Consider the following 17266-nt stretch of genomic DNA (forward strand, 5'->3'; position numbering starts at 1 on the left):
TGTGATGAGACAGACACGTTCAAAAAATGTCGGGATTACGCTGTTCATTCTGTTGCTCCTGACTCCGATCTACTGGTTGCTGAACATGTCGTTCAAGACCAACCAGGAAATACTTGGCGGACTTACCCTGTGGCCGCAGAATTTCACCCTGGATAACTATGCCGTGATCTTTACTGATCCCAGCTGGTACAACGGCTACATCAACTCGATGATCTATGTTTCGATAAACGTAATTATCACGTTGCTCGTGGCGCTGCCGGCGGCCTATGCCTTCAGCCGTTACAAGTTCCTGGGCGACAAGCACCTTTTCTTCTGGCTGCTGAGTAACAGGATGGCACCGCCAGCGGTTTTCCTTCTGCCATTTTTCCAGTTGTATTCATCCATCGGTCTGTTTGACACACACATCGCGGTAGCCCTGGCGCACTGCCTGTTCAACGTACCCCTGGCTGTCTGGATTCTGGAGGGATTCATGTCCGGTGTCCCGCGCGAGTATGACGAGATGGCCTATATTGATGGCTACAGCTTTCCCAAATTTTTCGTGAAGGTGTTTTTGCCGATGATTCGCTCCGGGATAGGTGTGACGGCCTTCTTCGCTTTCATGTTTTCCTGGGTGGAACTGCTTCTTGCCAGAACTCTTACCTCCGTGGATGCCCAACCGATCGGCGCAATCATGACCCGAACGATTGGGGCGAGCGGTATCGACTGGGGTGTTCTGGCTGCGGCCGGTTCACTCACCATCATTCCTGGTCTGCTGGTGATCTGGTTCGTTCGTAACCACGTTGCCAAAGGCTTTGCCCTCGGACGCGTTTAAGGAGACGTTTTATGATTGCCTGGATGAACTGGACGCCGACCGTCGCCATTTTCTTTGCAGTGATTGCGGGAATTCTGGCGGTAATGACGGTTTTCGAGATTGTCTCCCCATGCTCCGAGAGAAAGGGGTTCCTGCCGATTGCCACTACCCGGGGGGATCGGCTGTTTATCGGATTACTCTCGGCGGCGTATATACATCTGACCTTTCTCGCAGTGAGCGATGTCACCCTCTGGGTCGCGCTCGCTGTTTCGGTAGGCTGGTTATTGGTGTTGTTGCGTTGGGGGTGAGCCTGGATCCGAATGTTCGCTATGTTGGTTTTGCGAACATTCGGCTCTAAAAATTCTATGAACCCTCTTGTAATGATTTCGTAAACGAACTATTTTGTTTTAAATGATCGGAATCGATCACGAAAGGTTCCGGTGAAAAGAATAGCGACCAGAGCGCTATAAGTGCGGAAACGAAACCCGACTGTTTCGTTCCATTCATAAAAAGACGAACGAGGTTGGATATGTTCAACAACAATAAATATCCGAGGACCCTGTTGCTGAGCGCCGCCGTTGGTGTCGCCAGTATGGGTTTGAGCCTGCATGTCAGCGCCGATCAGTACAGTGACGCGGCTGAAAAGTGGGTGAACGAAGCGTTCAAGAACTCCACGTTAAGCAAGGAAGAGCAGCTCAAGGAAATGGAGTGGTTTACCAAAGCCGCTGAGCAGTTCCGTGGCATGGACATCAACGTGGTTTCCGAAACCATAGCGACTCATGAGTATGAGTCTAATGTTCTGGCCAAGGCGTTTTCCGAAATCACCGGGATCAACCTTACCCACACGCTGATTCAGGAAGGCGACGTCATCGAGAAACTCCAAACTCAGATGCAGTCCGGACGGAACATCTACGACGGCTACGTGAACGATTCAGACCTGATCGGCACCCACTTCCGTTATGGAAAGGTGGTGGCCGTTGAAGACATCATGAATGGTGCCGGTAAAGATCTCACACTGCCCACCCTCGATCTCGACGACTTCATCGGGCTCGATTTCACCACAGGGCCTGACGGCAAGCTCTACCAGCTGCCTTCCCAGCAGTTTGCCAACCTCTACTGGTTCCGGGCCGACTGGTTCGAGCGTGAAGACCTGCAGAAGCAATTCAAGGACATCTACGGGTACGATCTGGGTGTGCCGGTTAACTGGTCAGCCTACGAGGATATTGCCGAGTTCTTCTCGGTTCACGTGAAGGAAATTGACGGTGAGCGCGTCTACGGCCACATGGACTATGGCAAGAAAGATCCGTCTCTGGGCTGGCGTTTCACCGATGCCTGGTTCTCCATGGCTGGTGCTGGCGACAAGGGCCTGCCTAACGGCCTGCCGGTAGACGAATGGGGCATTCGGGTTGAGGAGTGTCACCCGGTCGGCTCCAGCGTCAGCCGCGGCGGTGCAACCAATGGCCCTGCTGCCGTGTATGCCACCGAGAAATACGTGGACTGGCTGCGTGAGTATGCGCCACCTGAAGCCCAGGGCATGACGTTCTCCGAGGCCGGCCCGGTTCCCGCCCAGGGTAATGTTGCCCAGCAGATTTTCTGGTACACCGCCTTTACCGCGAGCATGATCAAGGACGGCCTGCCGGTGGTGAACGAAGATGGCACGCCCAAGTGGCGCATGGCACCGTCTCCCCGTGGGCCCTACTGGGAAGAGGGCATGAAACTTGGTTATCAGGACGTGGGCTCCTGGACCTTCCTGGATTCAACGCCCGAGAAGCGTCGCCTTGCAGCGTGGCTGTATGCCCAGTTCACGGTCGCCAAGACTGTGTCTCTGGAGAAAACCATCGCCGGTCTGACTCCGATCCGGGAGTCCGATATCGAGTCTGAGGCAATGACTGAAATGGCGCCCAAGCTTGGTGGTCTGGTTGAGTTTTATCGCAGCCCTGCGCGCGTTCAGTGGTCTCCCACTGGTACCAACGTTCCGGACTATCCGAAGCTGGCCCAGCTGTGGTGGCAGTACATCGCTCAGGCAGCCAGTGGTGAAGCCTCTCCGCAAGAAGCCCTTGATGGTCTTGCCCAGGCTCAAGATCGTGTCATGGAGCGCCTGGAGCGCGCCAATGTCCAGCCGACCTGTGGTCCGAAGCTGAATGAGCCGCGCGACCCGCAATACTGGCTGGATCAGCCAGGCGCACCCAAGCCCAAGTTGGCAAACGAGAAGCCGCAAGGCAAAACCGTTGCCTATGATGAACTGCTGAAAACCTGGGAAGAGGCGCGCTAAGGCGAGCTGATTTCCTGAAGAGCGATGCCTGTCGCAACAGGACCCTTTGGTTGCGGCAGGCAGAGCACCGTTGTCACGGTGGGTTTTGGCCGGTTGCTTATAGTCCCCCCCTTTCAAGCATTTCAAGGTAGCCCCTCCCGGGGCCAACCCTGCCGGCCCTTTTTCTACCGTTTGGCCCGCCTCTGCATGTCGATGGCGGGAAGGGTGTTTCCAATGAACAGAATCTCCGTAATTCATCGTTTGTACGCGGGCTTTGGCCTGCTTTGCGTGATTATTGTGTGCTGGGGAGCGTTCAATATCAGCGTCATGTCGTCCTTTTCGGGAACAACGGACAAACTGACATCGGATGTCTTTCCGCTCAGCGGTTTGATTCAGGAAATGGAAACCCATCGTTCTGAAACTGCCAAGCATGTAGTGGAGGTGGTTTCGGCCGACGATCCGGAGGCACTGGATGCCAGCCTGGAAAAGCTTTCCACCAGCCTTGAGCAACTGCGCGGCGGTGGTGAGACACTGCTAACCACTAACAGTTCTGCCATGTTTCCTCCGCTGCAGGCTGTCAACAGGACAGCTCAGTCACAGCTGTCGAAACTTGATCGCAGCACTGGTGCGCTGGCCTCTCTCAAGGCACGGGTGTTGTCGGTTTCGGATGCGGTGAACACTGGCCTGACTGAATTTCTCGCCAATAACGGGGAAATCAAACGAACCCTGGTTCGGGAGGGTACCGAACCGGCAGGCGGGGATATATACATCCGTGATCTGTTTACTACCGTCATGGAGAATCTGGCGAACATTGAGTTGTTGGTCATGCAGATGGTCAGCACGGAGGATGCGCGTCAGCTCGATGCCATAGTCGAGAATCTCCGATTCAATACCCGGACCATCGAGCAGGACATTTCGGCCCTGGTTGAGGAAGTGCCTCGTCTGGATGGTATGCCGGCACTTGTGAAGACGTTTCTGTCTGCGGTAAATGACCAGGCCGGGATAATCAGCCAGTACTCGGGTTATCGCCAGAGCCGGCTGGAGCTGGACAATGTCGCCAGAGAGGTCGATCAGAATCTGGCGGCATTGGCGTCAGCCCTGGATGAGGCTGCGAAGACGGTCTCTGATCGTGCGAGCGCCTCGGTGTTCACACTGGATGCAACCGCTCTGACTTCGGAAAAACTGGTCTACTGGTTGTTGCCCGTGGTGGTTCTTCTGACACTGGCAACCTCGTTCAGGCTGGGGCGAATGATCAGCAGGCCACTGCAGGTGACTCAGGCTCATCTTGCTGCAATGGCCGAGGGAGACTACTCACAGGTTCTCGAGTTTCCTGCCCGCGGCGAATTTATTGATCTCAAGAGTTCTGTTAACCGGCTGTCGGAGGCCATGGCCACGGTTTTGGGTAGTTTGCAACAGGCGGGTTCAGACATCTCGGTGATTGCGTCGGGCAACGCGAGGTTCGCCCGTGAATTCAACGAACGGACAAGGAATCAGTCTGACGAACTTGGTTCCATTGCGGCTGCCATGACTGAAATGGAGGCCTCTGCAAGGGAAGTGGCAAGATCGGTTCGGGGTACCCATGATCTGGTTGGCAAGGTCAATCTCCAGGTGGACGACAATCTCTCTGCCGCTGGGCGTGGCATGGACTGTGTTGCGGATCTGGAGGTCCAGGCGGAGCGGACCGCAGGGAAGCTGCGTCAGCTTGAGCAGGCGTCCTTCGATATTGGCAGGATTACCGAGGCAATTGATGACATCGCCAATCAGACCAACCTGTTGGCCCTCAACGCCGCCATCGAGTCGGCACGCGCCGGTGATGCCGGTCTCGGTTTTGCAGTGGTCGCCGATGAAGTGCGGGGTCTGGCCCAAAAGACCACCGAGAGCACCGATACAATCCGGAGCCTCGTAGAAGGGCTTCAGAGAGAAGCGTCGGAATCGGTCAGTTCCATGAATTCCAGCTTCGAACAGCTGCGATCTGTGCGTGAGCTGATGGCCAGCGTTTCCGAGGGCGCAGGCAGAATTGGCTCGGCGATGGAGCGGATTCATCAAGGTGCTGAGCACATCCGCCACGGCATGGACGAGCAGGAGAACGTCAGTCAGTCGGTGGCGCGACAGGTCAGTGATATCAGCGGTTCTGCGGCTGAAGGTCTTGAAAGCATTGATGAATTGGTCACAACCTGTGACCGGTTGGAGGATTCGGTGACAAACATTGAGTCACTGATGGCTCGCTTTCGGATTCATTGAACAAATCGGCAACTGACCAACTTTCGTTTTCATATAACAAATTTGTCTGATCGAGGGTTCATTTTCGCTTGATGATGTTCGTTTACGAATATTAAGATGTTTTTAATGTTCGTTATCAAAAAATAAAATTCACAAACAACAATGATGTGACAGGAACGACACCATGGAACACATAAAAAAAGTGACGGCTCGAGAAATTCTGGATTCCCGAGGATTTCCTACAGTGGAAGTGGACGTAGAACTCCGAAACGGCGTGGTCGGGCAGGGCCGGGTGCCATCCGGTGCTTCGACAGGAACCTGGGAGGCGCTGGAAAAGCGCGACGGTGATGACAGTCGCTATAACGGCAAGGGCGTTCTGCAAGCCGTCCGGTGCGTTAACGAATTCATAGCACCGGCACTGGAGGGCCGTGTGGTGTTTGACCAACTGGTGATGGACCGGCTCATGTGCGAGATGGACGGCACGCCCAACAAGGCAGAGTTTGGCGCCAATGCGATTCTCGCAGTCTCCCTGGCCACGGCCAACGCTGGCGCCAATTATCGGCAACAGCCCCTGTACCGGTATCTAGCGGAGTTATACGGCTGCAACGGCCCGAGCATCCTGCCGGTGCCAATGATGAACATCATCAATGGCGGCGCTCATGCGGACAACAACGTTGATATTCAGGAATTCATGATCCAGCCGGTTGGCGCGCCGAGCTACAGTGAGGCGCTGCGAATGGGAGTGGAAACCTTCCATGCCCTTAAGTCGTTGCTCCGCAAAAAAGGTCTTTCAACTGCGGTAGGAGATGAGGGTGGCTTCGCGCCCAATCTGCGTTCCAGCGAGGAAGCCCTCGACCTGATTCTGGCGGCGGTCGAAAAGGCGGGCTATCGGCCAGGATCCGATGTGGTCCTGGCGCTCGATTGCGCCGCGTCGGAATTCTATGAAGATGGCCATTACAACCTGAAGGGCGCTGGAAAGCAGTTCACTTCCGAAGAGTTCTCGGATTACCTGCTCGATCTGGCCATGAAGTACCCGATCGCCTCGATCGAGGATGGTATGGATGAAAGCGATTGGGACGGCTGGAAGCTTCTGACCGAAAAACTTGGCGAACGCGTCCAACTGGTAGGGGACGACCTTTTCGTCACGAATACCTCAATCATTACCGAAGGCATCAGGAAGGGCATTGCCAATTCAGTGCTGATTAAGTTTAACCAGATCGGGACCCTGACCGAGACCCTTGATGCTATCGGAATGGCTCAGGATGCCGGCTACACCACGGTGATTTCCCACCGTAGCGGCGAGACCGAAGATACGTTCATATCGGATCTGGCCGTTGCAACGCGATCAGGCCAGATAAAAACCGGCTCTCTCTGCCGATCAGACCGGGTTGCCAAGTACAACCGCCTGCTGCGCATTGAACAGGATCTTGGCGCTCACGCGTTTTATCCGGGTGTCGGCGCGATCCGTTGTGCCCTCGATACATGACTTTCTTTGCGGGAGAAACACCATGAGAAAACCGATTCTGATTGGAAACTGGAAAATGAATGGCAGCCTCCAGGCAAACCAGGCGCTGATGGTGCGCGTCTTACCCCGACTGCGGATGTTCCGTAAGTCTATTGATCTGGTGGTATGTCCGCCGCATCCGTACCTGTTCCAGGTGCGTGATCTGCTTGGCTATACCGGCATCATGCTGGGCGCCCAGAATGCGTCCGGGTTTGTATCTGGCGCCTACACCGGCGAGGTCAGCGCCACCATGCTTCAGGAAATGGGCTGCCGGTATGCGCTCGTGGGTCACTCCGAACGCCGGCTACTGTTCGGCGAAGGCAACCAGGAGGTGGCAGCCCGATATCGTTCGGTTTTGCAGTCCGGCCTTACACCGGTGCTATGCGTCGGTGAGACACTGGAAGACAGAGAGTCGGGCCGTACCGGTCTGATTATCGAACAGCAGCTACAGGCGGTGATTGACGAGGTCGGCCTGGCGGCCATGGCTAATGGAATCGTTGCCTATGAACCGGTCTGGGCGATCGGAACGGGCAAAACAGCAACGCCGGAGCAGGTTTCGGAGGTGCATCAACAGATCCGCCAGTTCATCGCCAAAAGCGCTCCCGAGTCAGCCGACGACATCAGCAAGGAGCTGCGGGTGGTATACGGGGGCAGCGTTAAAGCTGCCAATGCTTATGAACTGTTCAGTCTTGCCGACGTTGATGGCGGCTTGATTGGCGGTGCCTCACTGCACGCGGATGAATTCGGAACGATCGCCGGAGCCCTGGCTGAGGCTTCCGGCATTCTGGCCGGCGAATGCGAAACCCACTGATGGAGATGTAAATGGATCCAACACGCTGGATGCAAACCACGTTTTTCCCGAAAGAAACCGATGTGCCGGAGGAGTTCCGTGAGGGAGGCGTGAACTTAAATCATACCCTGGTTGGCGGCGAACTGCGTCCCTGGGACGGTTCTTACGCAGAGGTTCGCAGCCCGATCTGCTCAGCAGCGCAAGGCGAGGGAGTTCCTCAACCTCTGCTGATCGGACGGACGCCTCTGATGGATGAGGCCGCTGCCCTGGAAGCCCTGGATGCGGCGGTTCAGGCCTACGGTCAGGGAAGTGGCGACTGGCCCAGCATGTCTGTCGCCAACAGAATTGAACACGTCGAGCAGTTCCTTGCGGAGATGCGCAACCATCGAGAGGCCGTGGTAGAGCTTCTGATGTGGGAAATCGGCAAGACCCGGAAAGATGCCTGCAAGGAATTTGACCGGACCTGCGACTATATCAACGATACGATTCATGAGCTTAAGCTGCTTGACCGCCGGTCCTCGAGATTTGAAATCGTCGGTGGCGTGGTGGCTCAGACCCGCCGCCTACCGGTAGGGGTAGCCCTCTGCATGGGGCCGTTCAATTACCCGCTCAATGAGACTTTCACGACGCTAATTCCAGCGTTGATCATGGGCAACACGGTGGTTTTCAAACCCGCCAAATACGGTGTGCTGTTGATCGGCCCTCTGATGGAAGCATTCCGGAAGTCGTTTCCGCCAGGAGTCATCAACATTATTTTCGGACGGGGCAGGAATACGGTTGGGCCTTTGATGAAAAGCGGCAAGGTCGACATGTTCGCCTTCATAGGAACCCACCGCGGTGCGTCAGCGCTCAAAAAGATGCATCCGAAACCGCATCGCTTAAAGGCAGTGCTGGGCCTGGACGCCAACAATCCGGCCATCGTGCTGCCGGATGCGGATCTTGAGCTTGCCGTGAGTGAATGTGTCACCGGTGCGCTGTCTTTCAATGGCCAGCGCTGCACCGCACTGAAACTGCTGTTTGTCCATGATTCCCTTGCGGACCAGTTTGTCAGCAAGCTATCGGCAGGGGTCAATGAACTGGTAGCGGGCATGCCCTGGGAGCAGGACGTATCGCTGACGCCATTGCCCGAGCCGGGCAAGATCGGGTTTCTCAGGGAACTGGTAGACGACGCAATCGCCAAGGGCGCATCCGTGGTCAATGAGGGTGGCGGCGAGGTCAACGGCACGTATTTTCACCCTGCCGTGCTTTACCCGGTCACCGCCGATATGCGCATCTATCATGAAGAACAGTTCGGGCCGGTTATTCCTGTTGCTGCTTTCTCGGATGAGCAGGAAGTGATTGAGCACGTTCGGGATTCCAGCTTCGGGCAGCAGCTAAGTATCTTCGGTTCGGATTCCGACACGGTGGGCAGGCTGATTGATCTGCTTGCCAATCAGGTGGGCCGGATCAACCTGAATGCCCAGTGCCAGAGGGGGCCGGATACCCTGCCGTTTAACGGACGCAAAGACTCCGCGGAAGGCACACTTTCGGTATCGGATGCCCTTCGGGTGTTCTCGATTGGCACAACCGTGGCCACCAAGTCCAGTGAGAGCAATCGGGACCTGGTGACCGGCATTGTGCGGGGACGAAGCTCGAAAATACTGACAACCGACTATCTGTTCTGATCGCCGGATCCTCTGTCTTTGGCCTAGAGCCGGGGAGGCTTGCCAGCCTCTCGGCGCCGCTCTTCCCATTCTTCGCGGGTTTGGGCGGCCTGATCACCAGGCATGGAATCAATGATGCTGAAATAATCGGAACTGTATTCGTCAGCAATGATGGTGTTGCGTGGTTTTACTTTCACCACATACACCGTCTGGACATTCTGGTGATCGAATTCGCGCCAGTACTGCTCATCCTTCAGGAAAGTGTATCTGTGTCCCTCCAGGGCCCTGATGAGGCTGGCGGTATTGGTGGTGCCGGTACGTTCCACTGCATCCTTGTATTGGTAGACGATGCTGTAGGCTGAGGCCGCAGCGGTAGATGGCCGCATTTCATATCGCGCTGAGAAGGCCTCAACAAACTCTCTTCCTCTCGGATAGTTCAGCTCGTAGGGTACGTTCCATACCCAGGGCGAGCCACCGATAACGCCTTCCATAATGGTGGGGCCTACCTGGCGCGCCATACCGAGGGTGAGGTTGGGCACAACGATCTGCATTTTTTTGGTGAGACCCATTTCGTAGGCAACATTCAGGGCGCGCACCATATCGTCGCCGAATAGAACCATCATCAGAACCTTGGCATCGCTCGCGTCTGCCTGTTCCAGCGCCTCGCGGAAGTCGGTAATCAGCGCTCGGGGGAAAGGCGTTTTCACGCCCTGGTGGCGGTCGGTATCCTCGGTTCCCGAAAATTTGCGTACAGACTCTTCCACAGACCAGCCCCAGGTGTAGTCGGCGGTTATGTAGAAGTATTCGTCGTCGGCGTGATTGGTGGTGAGATATTGGCTCAGCGCCTTGGCGGTCATCCAGGCGTTGTAGGGCTCCCGGAACATGTGTGAATGACCTTCGGCACCGGTGGTGGCGTTCGAGTAGGTGAGGGTGCCAAAGTAAATCCGGTTGCGATCCTGCGCCGCCTTGCCAGAGGCAATGGCAACGGCGCTGGACACACCGCCGAACACCATCTGGACGCCTTCGCGGTCGATAAGCTCTGCGGTGTTTTCCGCGCCCTGGGCCGGTTCGCCTCGTGTATTCCTGATCACCAACTCCAGCTGGCGGCCCATCACGCCACCGGCCTTGTTAATTTCGTCAACGGCCAGGAAAGCGCCCAGACGCTGTTGCAGGCCCTGATCCTTGTAACGACCTGTTTGCGGATAATTCAGGCCGATTTTAAGAGTTTCGGCATACAAAGTGGTGCTCGCCAGCAACAGCAGACAAGCAGAAAAGAGTACTTTTCTGACGTTCATTCAGGTTGGCCTCCGGAATTGCAGCGCCAATGGGGGAAAAGGGCTGCCAATCTTTGTTTTGATTATTTGTTAAGCAGAGCTAGTGTCCCTGCTGATTATGGAGCCAACAATGGGACTAAAGTGGAATTTTGGGTAACAAATTGTAGGTTAGTGATCTGCATCTAGTCTGGTCCATGTCGTTCCGACGAATCGGTTCGGCTGCCGTCGAAGAAATGGATATACTTTTCGGAGTTGCCCGGTTTGGGCCTCGCTGCAGCCAATGGAGATTAGTGGGTCTTGATAACCAAGAAGCGTTGGAAATTCGAACTAGGATCGCCTCTCTCGTCTATCGTCGCGGCAATGGGGCTTGTCATCGTTCCGATGTCGGCGAGCGCAGAGTGGTATCGGCTTTCGGATACTGCAATGACCACGCCTATCGAACTGGAGTTCTGGGCGGAAGATGAAGAGCTGGCGAGCCGGGTTGGGAAAGAGGTGCTGGCGGTTTTTCATCAGGTTGATGAACAGATGAGTCGCTACCGGGAGGATTCGGAGGTTTCCAGGCTCAACCGCAATGCCCCCGGCGGTCCAGTAGAAGTGAGTGACGGGTTGTTCGAGGTGATTGAGAAAGCGCGGGAGGTTTCGCTACTCAGCCATGGCGCCTTCGACATTACCTTTGGCTCAGTGGGTTACCTGTATGACTTCAGAGCCGGTAAAAAGCCCACGGACGAGGAGCTTCGATCCGGCTTGCCGCGGGTGAATTTCCGGGATGTGATTCTCGATCATGATGATCAGACAGTCGAATACCGGCAGGAAGGGATTCTGGTAGACCTCGGTGGCATCGCCAAAGGATACGCAGTGGATCTGGGAATCGAGCGTCTGGTCAGTTTTGGCATTCGCCATGCCCGGCTGAGTGCTGGCGGCGACATGCGGCTGCTGGGTGACAAGCGGGGGCGGCCCTGGTACGTGGGCATTCGGGACCCCCGCTCAGAAGGGCGCAACGCGGTGGTTTTGCCGCTGGAGGACGTGGCAGTGTCCACCTCCGGCGACTATGAGCGGTTCTTCGTTGATGAAGCGGGAGAAAGGGTCCATCACATCCTGTCGCCTGAGACCGGCAAATCGGTTCAGGGTGTTCAAAGCGTGACCATTATAGGTGAGGACGCGTTGACAACCGACGGCCTGTCTACAGCGGTGTTTGTGCTCGGACCTGAAAAGGGGCTGGAGATGATCGAGCGTTTGCCGGGTATTGATGTTGTGGTTATCGACGATCAGCGCATGATGCACGTGTCAGAAGGGCTCGTTCCGCCCCAATCAGACTAGGGGCGGAGCGAGCGGTTTTGGTCAATTTCCGATAGTGCCGTTCACGACATTCGAGAACGCAATCAGGCTGTCCTGGGACGTGCCATTGCCTAGCCCATGCCCGTTGAAACGGGTGCCGAACTGGTTTTGTTCACCGTGTAGTGCCATATAATTGAGCAACACGGTCTGAACCAACTGGTTGACGTTGTTGGCCGCAGGGCTGGAGGCAGTTTCCACTGACGCATCAGAGCGCATGAAGCCGATCTGTCTGCGAATCGGGGTAGGGCGACCCGCCGGGTTGTATACCATAAAGAACGAGGCGGCTGTCTGCTGGTTGTCGCCAGTCCACTCGCCCTTGCCGCGACCATCCATGGAATCATCAATCCGGCCGTTACTCGACACCGAACCGTCACTGAACACATAGAGCATCAAAGGCATGCCCACCCGGGCTGCGTATTCCAGACAGGCACCCATACAGCGGCCTGCCTGCTCGTCACGACGTTCGCCGGTCCCGCGCTCACCCGTATGGTAGTCGTAGCCGCCCATGGTGATCGTGCCGGCACCGGCATAGCCGCTCAGAACCAGCTTCATCACAGACGCGGTTTTGCGGAATTCGCGGTTGCTGTTGAATTCATCGCGGCTGAAGATGCCAGTCGGGCCAACGATTTCGAGATCCAACTCCGGATCCAGATCCGCTGGGTTGCCGAATCGGTCGGCGAGATCAGCACTCTTTACATAGCCACAGCGGACCAGATCCTTGACGACTTCATCAGTCGAGATGCCGGTGTTGACCTGATTCATCTTGGCGTCGCTGATGCGCTGAATGGATTCCATGACGGCGACAGCATCTTGCTGTTCCAGAATGCCGATTAGATCGCCCACGTCCACCAGGCCGGTAACGTCCGAGGGCCGGTCAATCTTCGTGGGACGAACCTCCGGATTGATCAGGTTCATCGGTGCCAGCGAGTTTCCACCGGATTCCGAGCTCTGGGAACCCACAAGGGAGAGCAGAGAGCCGTCGGCACCGGCGCGATGAATGCCATACATCGGGTTGTGGGGGTTATTGCCGGTATCGTTTTCCGAGCGGGCCGCAATGATCGCGCCGTCGGTTGCTGCTCGGGTGCCGGCACTGGTGCTCTGCAGGATGCCGCGCAGGAAGGCGCTGTCAGAATGAAATGCCAGGCCCAGCTCGGTGTTCACGAACGCCGGGTCGTTGGGCAGCATGTCACCTGGTAGGCCAAGCTTGTTGTAACCGGCGGTACTCAGGAAGTCCATTTGTCCGCCGGATTTGCCCATCAGAACGTTGGAGCCGGCAATGTTGGCGCCGCCTGCCAGGTCAAAGCAGATAAAGGGAATCTTGCCGGCACCCTGAACCGCGATGCCACAGCTTTCCTTCAAAGTGTTTAGATCGTCTGAAAGCGCAGCTGCGGCCATTCGTGGGTTTCCGAACAGGCTGAACAGGGAGGCACCGAACACCGTCGCTGAGCCTGCCATCAGGCCCTGGGCGATAAATTCGCGGCGGGTCCTCGGCTTGCCGTGATCGTCGTGGAGCAGTGGGCTGCCGTTGGCCAAAGGCTTTTTACGGGATTTGCGTATAAACATGATCGGCTTCCTCTACTGAACCAGGGTGGTGGCGCTGCCAAGCACGGCGGCACAGCTTGCTTTCACGACTGTTTCTGTGCGGTCAGGCTCACACCCTGCATCACAGCTGGTCAGTCTATTCATGAGCTCGCTCAGCTCCGTTGCGATTGCGCTGTCACCAGGCTGTGATGCCAGGTTGCTGCCTACAAAGCGCGACAGCAATGGCCCGGTAACCAGGCTCTTGCCACCGTGGTCGAAGGCGGTGCTGGCCGGGGCGGAGAAATCGAACCCGGGGAACATCTGGTCCCGAAGCTGCGCATTTTCGACCAGAACATTGCAATACTGGATGGCCATCTGGGTAACCGCCATCTGATGAGAGGACAGGAAACCCTGAATAGTCTCTACCGTGGGCAATTGCTGCTTTACGGTGGTGTATGTGTTGAATACATCCTGGTTGGTTGTGGGAACACCGGTCATCCGCGACATGGACTCGTTGATCTCGTCAAAAGTCTTCAAGCCGATCTCCGATGACGGTGCCAGGTCAGCCGGTTCCGGCTGAGGCGGCAGGGCGGGCTCGGAGCGGGCAAAGTTGTTACCTCCCAGCTGGTCGAACGTCAGGAAAAATTCATCGTTCTCGGGTCCGTTTTCCAGCGCAATGATGGTGCCAAGAGAGGAGAGCGGTTGCCCGGTGCCGGGTTCATAGCTGCTGCTGTCCAGGACAACGTCCAGGTTGGCCCAGGCCTGTCCGACAGTCGCTTCTTTGCCATTGATGCTCAGTCGCATGCCGCGCAGCGGAATGTTTGATGGCTCTACGGAGTCATCAAGGCTGATGAAGAAGGGACTGGTGAATCTATACGCATAGCTGTCGAACTGGCTGACTTCGAACACGATGAAACTCTCGGGCAGGTCGATCAGGTGAGAGACCCCGAACAGAAGATAGAACTTCTGGCCAACGCCCACCTCAAAGTTGGCCTGGACCTGTTCCGGTGTCAGCGCCCGATTGTGGATGGCGACCATCCGGATCGCGCCCTGCCAGGGAGAGTTGCCATCGGTCTCGTTGCCCAGGACCAGGGCAAAGCTGTCGTCCCATTCGGTCAGCAGTCCGCCGTCGTCCGGGTCAACATCGCCGGTTGGAACGCCATTCACAAAGATCTGGCGACCGGTCGCCGGGGTGTAGTTAACCACCACGTGCTGGAGGGTTGCCTGCAGGAGCATGTCGGCGTCCTGGGTTGCGAAAGGCGTATTCTCATCGCTGGTGGTGCTGCGATGCAGTACCTCGTAACGCTGGAGCGACTGGCTGAGCGTGACGTTGCGAGCGGTGGATGAGCCCGAGTAGGTCACGATGCGGGCATCTTCCTGGGTGATGTTACCCGGGGCGACCCAGGCCTCGATGCTGTATTCGCCGGAAGCGGTCAGCAGGGTGTGCAGCTTCCGGCTGGCGGTGGTGCTGCCCTGGGCCTTGCCGGCAGGGATCATGAACCCCTGCTCGTTTTCCCCCGCCGGGCCAAGGTCGATCCCCCAGCCGCCAACCCAGTCGACGTTTCCGCTCAGGGTCAGATCCAGCGCAGGCGACACGCCGCTGGTGTCAAAGGCCGCTTGGCCTTCACCTGATTTGAATTCATAAAGCGCGATGACGTTGTCTTCAAAACGACCACCTGAATTCGCCAGAAGTCCGTCTCCAGTGAGGGTCAGGGCCTTGCTGGCAACCATGGTTGGATCAACCGGTTGGCTATCCTGAAGACCTGCAAAATCGGATATTGCCATTTGCATCATGTCCGCTGACATGGCGCAGTCGTCATCCCAGCAACCGTGCAGTTCCGCTCGAAGCTTTTCAACAAATCTTGAGGCCGAGGGCGTCCCCAAATTAATCCGGCTTTTTGATTCGCTATACGCGGTCGCTACGTCAGGGCTTGCGAATGGGTAGGGCGCCGGTCCCGAGCCTGCATGACAATCACTGCAATAGGTCGTCAGGATTGGATAAACGGTCGCTGAGAAGTCGGTGCTTTCCGTGGGAAATGCCAGCGTTGCGCCAGGATCTTTGATTGTAGGAGCGCGAAGTTCAACGGTTTTGGCGGAACCCTCGGATCCGCCAGCCCAGTTTGAAATATAGGTGGTGAGGATATCTACACAGGCGGAATTGCTTGTTAACCAGCAGTTGTGGCCGCCGGCCACCTTGGTCACCATCGCCGACTGAGACGGGTCCGACAGATTAACAATGGTGTTTGCCTGGGCGTATGCAAGATTAACGTCCTGCTCATTGACGAACGTCGGTGCCTGACCATTGGCGCCATGGCATGCGCCGCATTTGTCCTGGGTGACCAGGTTGTCCCAGACACTGCGTTTGAAGTTTGCTACATCATCGGTTGAAGGCGCCGGACCGTTGTAGGTAACCGTGCCGGAGTTTCCGGACGTATTAGGGAGTTGTTCTGTGGACTCGCCACCGCAGGCTGCAAGCAGCAAAGCCATGGCGGCGAGCGCGATGACGGATTTGAGGGAGCTCATGGAAATTCCTTTAAGTGTTTTCATAGCGTCCTCACTCCCCCATGCAATACACAGCGGATTCTGCAAATACCTGCTTCAGGTCGTAACCCTGGCTGGAGAAGCTGGTAACCATACTGTTTACCTGAGAGCGGTCTGAGCTGTTCGAGGGAGGCCGCAGGCAGACATTTTCAAACACCTTTTTAACCTGGCACTCGGCGAAGGCGTCGGAATGGGCGAATTCCATGCCCAGGCTCTTCGCACCGCTTCCGGAGCCCGGCAGTGAGGGATCCCATCCCAGTCGGCGATTGGCGCCCTGGCGCCAGTAGTTATCCCAGCTGTCGTCAGGCGTGACATAGCCCTGCTCGAAGGTTGCAGAATTGATGTGGTACTTGGCTTGAACTCTGGAGCCGGTCTCCGGATCCGTTTCGCCAATGGCGTTGTAGACCAATCTGCCCAGTTCTCCATCGGGGTCGGTGTTGGCGTCATACTCGTAGTCATAGTAGGCAAACGCCTGGGTCATGGGGTCCATACCGGTGTGGCAGCCAACGCAGTTGTTCAGGAATACCCGGCTATCACCACCCGGGCTGCGGGACACATCCTGGCGAATGCGATCCGGAGGCAGCGTAACGTCTGCAACCTGCTCCAGGTCGTTGCACATGTGGTTGATCAGTGTGAAACGGAACATCGCCCGGTTGGTGCCGGCACTGAAGAATGCTCGGGCTGAAGCCCTTGATGTGATCACGCCTGCGGTGGCAGAGGGGGGAAGGCCGGTGTAGGTGGACTGATTCACGCTCACCAGGTTGTTCTTCAGGCTGGCTCCGCTGTTCTCAAGGGATTCATAGTGATTATTATTGCGGGTAGAGTAGTTCGGCAGATTCAGGGAAGGATCTCCGATATACAGCACATCGTCATACAGGACTTTGCGGAAATCTTCCCCGTCCCGCACCAGGCCTATCACCGTGGCGATGTAATCATTGAGGGGCACGAACTTTGACATCGCTTCGTTGGTCCAGGGGGCGGCGAAGTTCTTCAGGGTGACGTCGTAGAAGGCGCTGTCCTGCATGGCAGTGAAGGCGGCGTCAATCGTGTTGCCCGAGATAATGTCGCTTTCCATGTCGTTGAGAACGTCGGCGGAAGGGGGCACACCGGCAATCCGGTCGTGGATTCGTTTGGCCTGTTCCCTGGGGCCGGCCTGAACAAGGCTTGCCTGTCCAAACGTCAGTGCGACGAGAACTGCGGTACTGCAAGCCTTGCAAAGCAGGCTTCTGATCCTGTTCCGGGCGGTCATGTCCTTTCCCTCGGTGATCGATAGCATTTGCACATTAATGCTTTTTGACAATTGTTAAAAGTTTACGGCTTGCTATATCCTTCGTTTTGAGCCGTAGGCCACGTTATTACATTGCGTTACGTAAAACCCTTGGAGCCTGCCAGCGGAA

Annotated in this window: 12 protein-coding genes; 8 read left to right on the top strand and 4 right to left on the bottom strand. The window is 56.4% G+C overall.

From position 1 onward, the window contains the following. Nucleotides 1–4: 4 nt before the first annotated feature. The 7 genes from J3362_RS04655 to J3362_RS04685 all read left to right on the top strand — a co-directional run bounded on the left by J3362_RS04655 (nt 5) and on the right by J3362_RS04685 (nt 9219). Nucleotides 5–811 (top strand): carbohydrate ABC transporter permease, encoded by an 807-nt coding sequence (locus J3362_RS04655; RefSeq protein ID WP_349518334.1) that lies wholly within the window; start codon nt 5–7, stop codon nt 809–811. 11 nt (nt 812–822) lie between these two features. Then, nucleotides 823–1098: a DUF2160 domain-containing protein gene (locus J3362_RS04660; protein WP_349518335.1), complete on the top strand. Its 276-nt coding sequence runs from the start codon at nt 823–825 to the stop codon at nt 1096–1098. Nucleotides 1099–1319: 221 nt separating this feature from the next. Then, nucleotides 1320–3062 (top strand): ABC transporter substrate-binding protein, encoded by a 1743-nt coding sequence (locus J3362_RS04665; protein WP_349518336.1) that lies wholly within the window; start codon nt 1320–1322, stop codon nt 3060–3062. A 213-nt stretch (nt 3063–3275) separates the two neighbouring features. Then, nucleotides 3276–5282, top strand: a complete 2007-nt coding sequence (locus J3362_RS04670; protein ID WP_349518337.1) for a methyl-accepting chemotaxis protein — start codon at nt 3276–3278, stop codon at nt 5280–5282. 163 nt (nt 5283–5445) lie between these two features. Next, the gene (gene eno / locus J3362_RS04675; RefSeq protein WP_349518338.1) at nt 5446–6747 is read left to right on the top strand and encodes a phosphopyruvate hydratase; all 1302 of its coding nucleotides are present in this window, start codon (nt 5446–5448) and stop codon (nt 6745–6747) included. A gap of 22 nt (nt 6748–6769) precedes the next feature. After that, a complete protein-coding gene (tpiA, locus tag J3362_RS04680; protein ID WP_349518339.1) occupies nt 6770–7576 on the top strand; it encodes a triose-phosphate isomerase in 807 nt (268 codons plus the stop codon). 11 nt (nt 7577–7587) lie between these two features. Next, nucleotides 7588–9219, top strand: coding sequence for an NADP-dependent glyceraldehyde-3-phosphate dehydrogenase (locus J3362_RS04685; RefSeq protein WP_349518340.1), 1632 nt, complete (start codon nt 7588–7590; stop codon nt 9217–9219). Between the two features lie 23 nt (nt 9220–9242). Here J3362_RS04685 and J3362_RS04690 read toward each other — a convergent pair whose 3' ends face one another. After that, on the bottom strand, nt 9243–10493 hold the full coding sequence (locus J3362_RS04690) for a substrate-binding protein (RefSeq protein WP_349518341.1): 1251 nt from the start codon (nt 10491–10493) through the stop codon (nt 9243–9245). Between the two features lie 402 nt (nt 10494–10895). On the opposite strand from J3362_RS04690, the gene J3362_RS04695 reads away from it, so the two are divergent. Next, nucleotides 10896–11789, top strand: a complete 894-nt coding sequence (locus J3362_RS04695) for an FAD:protein FMN transferase (RefSeq protein WP_349518342.1) — start codon at nt 10896–10898, stop codon at nt 11787–11789. Between the two features lie 21 nt (nt 11790–11810). Here J3362_RS04695 and J3362_RS04700 read toward each other — a convergent pair whose 3' ends face one another. From J3362_RS04700 to J3362_RS04710, 3 genes are read right to left on the bottom strand one after another with little or no spacing between them, the layout of a single operon-like run. Beyond that, entirely contained in the window at nt 11811–13370 is a 1560-nt protein-coding gene (locus J3362_RS04700) for a hypothetical protein (RefSeq protein ID WP_349518343.1), read from the bottom strand. A gap of 12 nt (nt 13371–13382) precedes the next feature. Continuing rightward, nucleotides 13383–15851 (bottom strand): LamG domain-containing protein, encoded by a 2469-nt coding sequence (locus J3362_RS04705; RefSeq protein WP_349518344.1) that lies wholly within the window; start codon nt 15849–15851, stop codon nt 13383–13385. 31 nt (nt 15852–15882) lie between these two features. Then, a complete protein-coding gene (locus tag J3362_RS04710; protein ID WP_349518345.1) occupies nt 15883–17118 on the bottom strand; it encodes a hypothetical protein in 1236 nt (411 codons plus the stop codon). Between the last annotated feature and the right edge of the window lie 148 nt (nt 17119–17266).

It is taken from the genome of Marinobacter sp. NFXS11 (assembly GCF_040148675.1).
In the GTDB taxonomy this organism is placed as follows: domain Bacteria; phylum Pseudomonadota; class Gammaproteobacteria; order Pseudomonadales; family Oleiphilaceae; genus Marinobacter.

Excerpts from the sequence above, each read along its gene's own strand:
- J3362_RS04665 (WP_349518336.1), top strand. The coding sequence starts at position 1,320 with ATGTTCAACAACAATAAATATCCGAGGACCCTGTTGCTGAGCGCCGCC.
- J3362_RS04700 (WP_349518343.1), bottom strand. The coding sequence starts at position 13,370 with ATGTTTATACGCAAATCCCGTAAAAAGCCTTTGGCCAACGGCAGCCCA.
- J3362_RS04670 (WP_349518337.1), top strand. The coding sequence starts at position 3,276 with ATGAACAGAATCTCCGTAATTCATCGTTTGTACGCGGGCTTTGGCCTG.
- J3362_RS04690 (WP_349518341.1), bottom strand. The coding sequence starts at position 10,493 with ATGAACGTCAGAAAAGTACTCTTTTCTGCTTGTCTGCTGTTGCTGGCG.
- J3362_RS04660 (WP_349518335.1), top strand. The coding sequence starts at position 823 with ATGATTGCCTGGATGAACTGGACGCCGACCGTCGCCATTTTCTTTGCA.
- J3362_RS04685 (WP_349518340.1), top strand. The coding sequence starts at position 7,588 with ATGGATCCAACACGCTGGATGCAAACCACGTTTTTCCCGAAAGAAACC.
- eno (WP_349518338.1), top strand. The coding sequence starts at position 5,446 with ATGGAACACATAAAAAAAGTGACGGCTCGAGAAATTCTGGATTCCCGA.
- J3362_RS04695 (WP_349518342.1), top strand. The coding sequence starts at position 10,896 with ATGACCACGCCTATCGAACTGGAGTTCTGGGCGGAAGATGAAGAGCTG.
- J3362_RS04655 (WP_349518334.1), top strand. The coding sequence starts at position 5 with ATGAGACAGACACGTTCAAAAAATGTCGGGATTACGCTGTTCATTCTG.
- tpiA (WP_349518339.1), top strand. The coding sequence starts at position 6,770 with ATGAGAAAACCGATTCTGATTGGAAACTGGAAAATGAATGGCAGCCTC.
- J3362_RS04710 (WP_349518345.1), bottom strand. The coding sequence starts at position 17,118 with ATGACCGCCCGGAACAGGATCAGAAGCCTGCTTTGCAAGGCTTGCAGT.
- J3362_RS04705 (WP_349518344.1), bottom strand. The coding sequence starts at position 15,851 with ATGAGCTCCCTCAAATCCGTCATCGCGCTCGCCGCCATGGCTTTGCTG.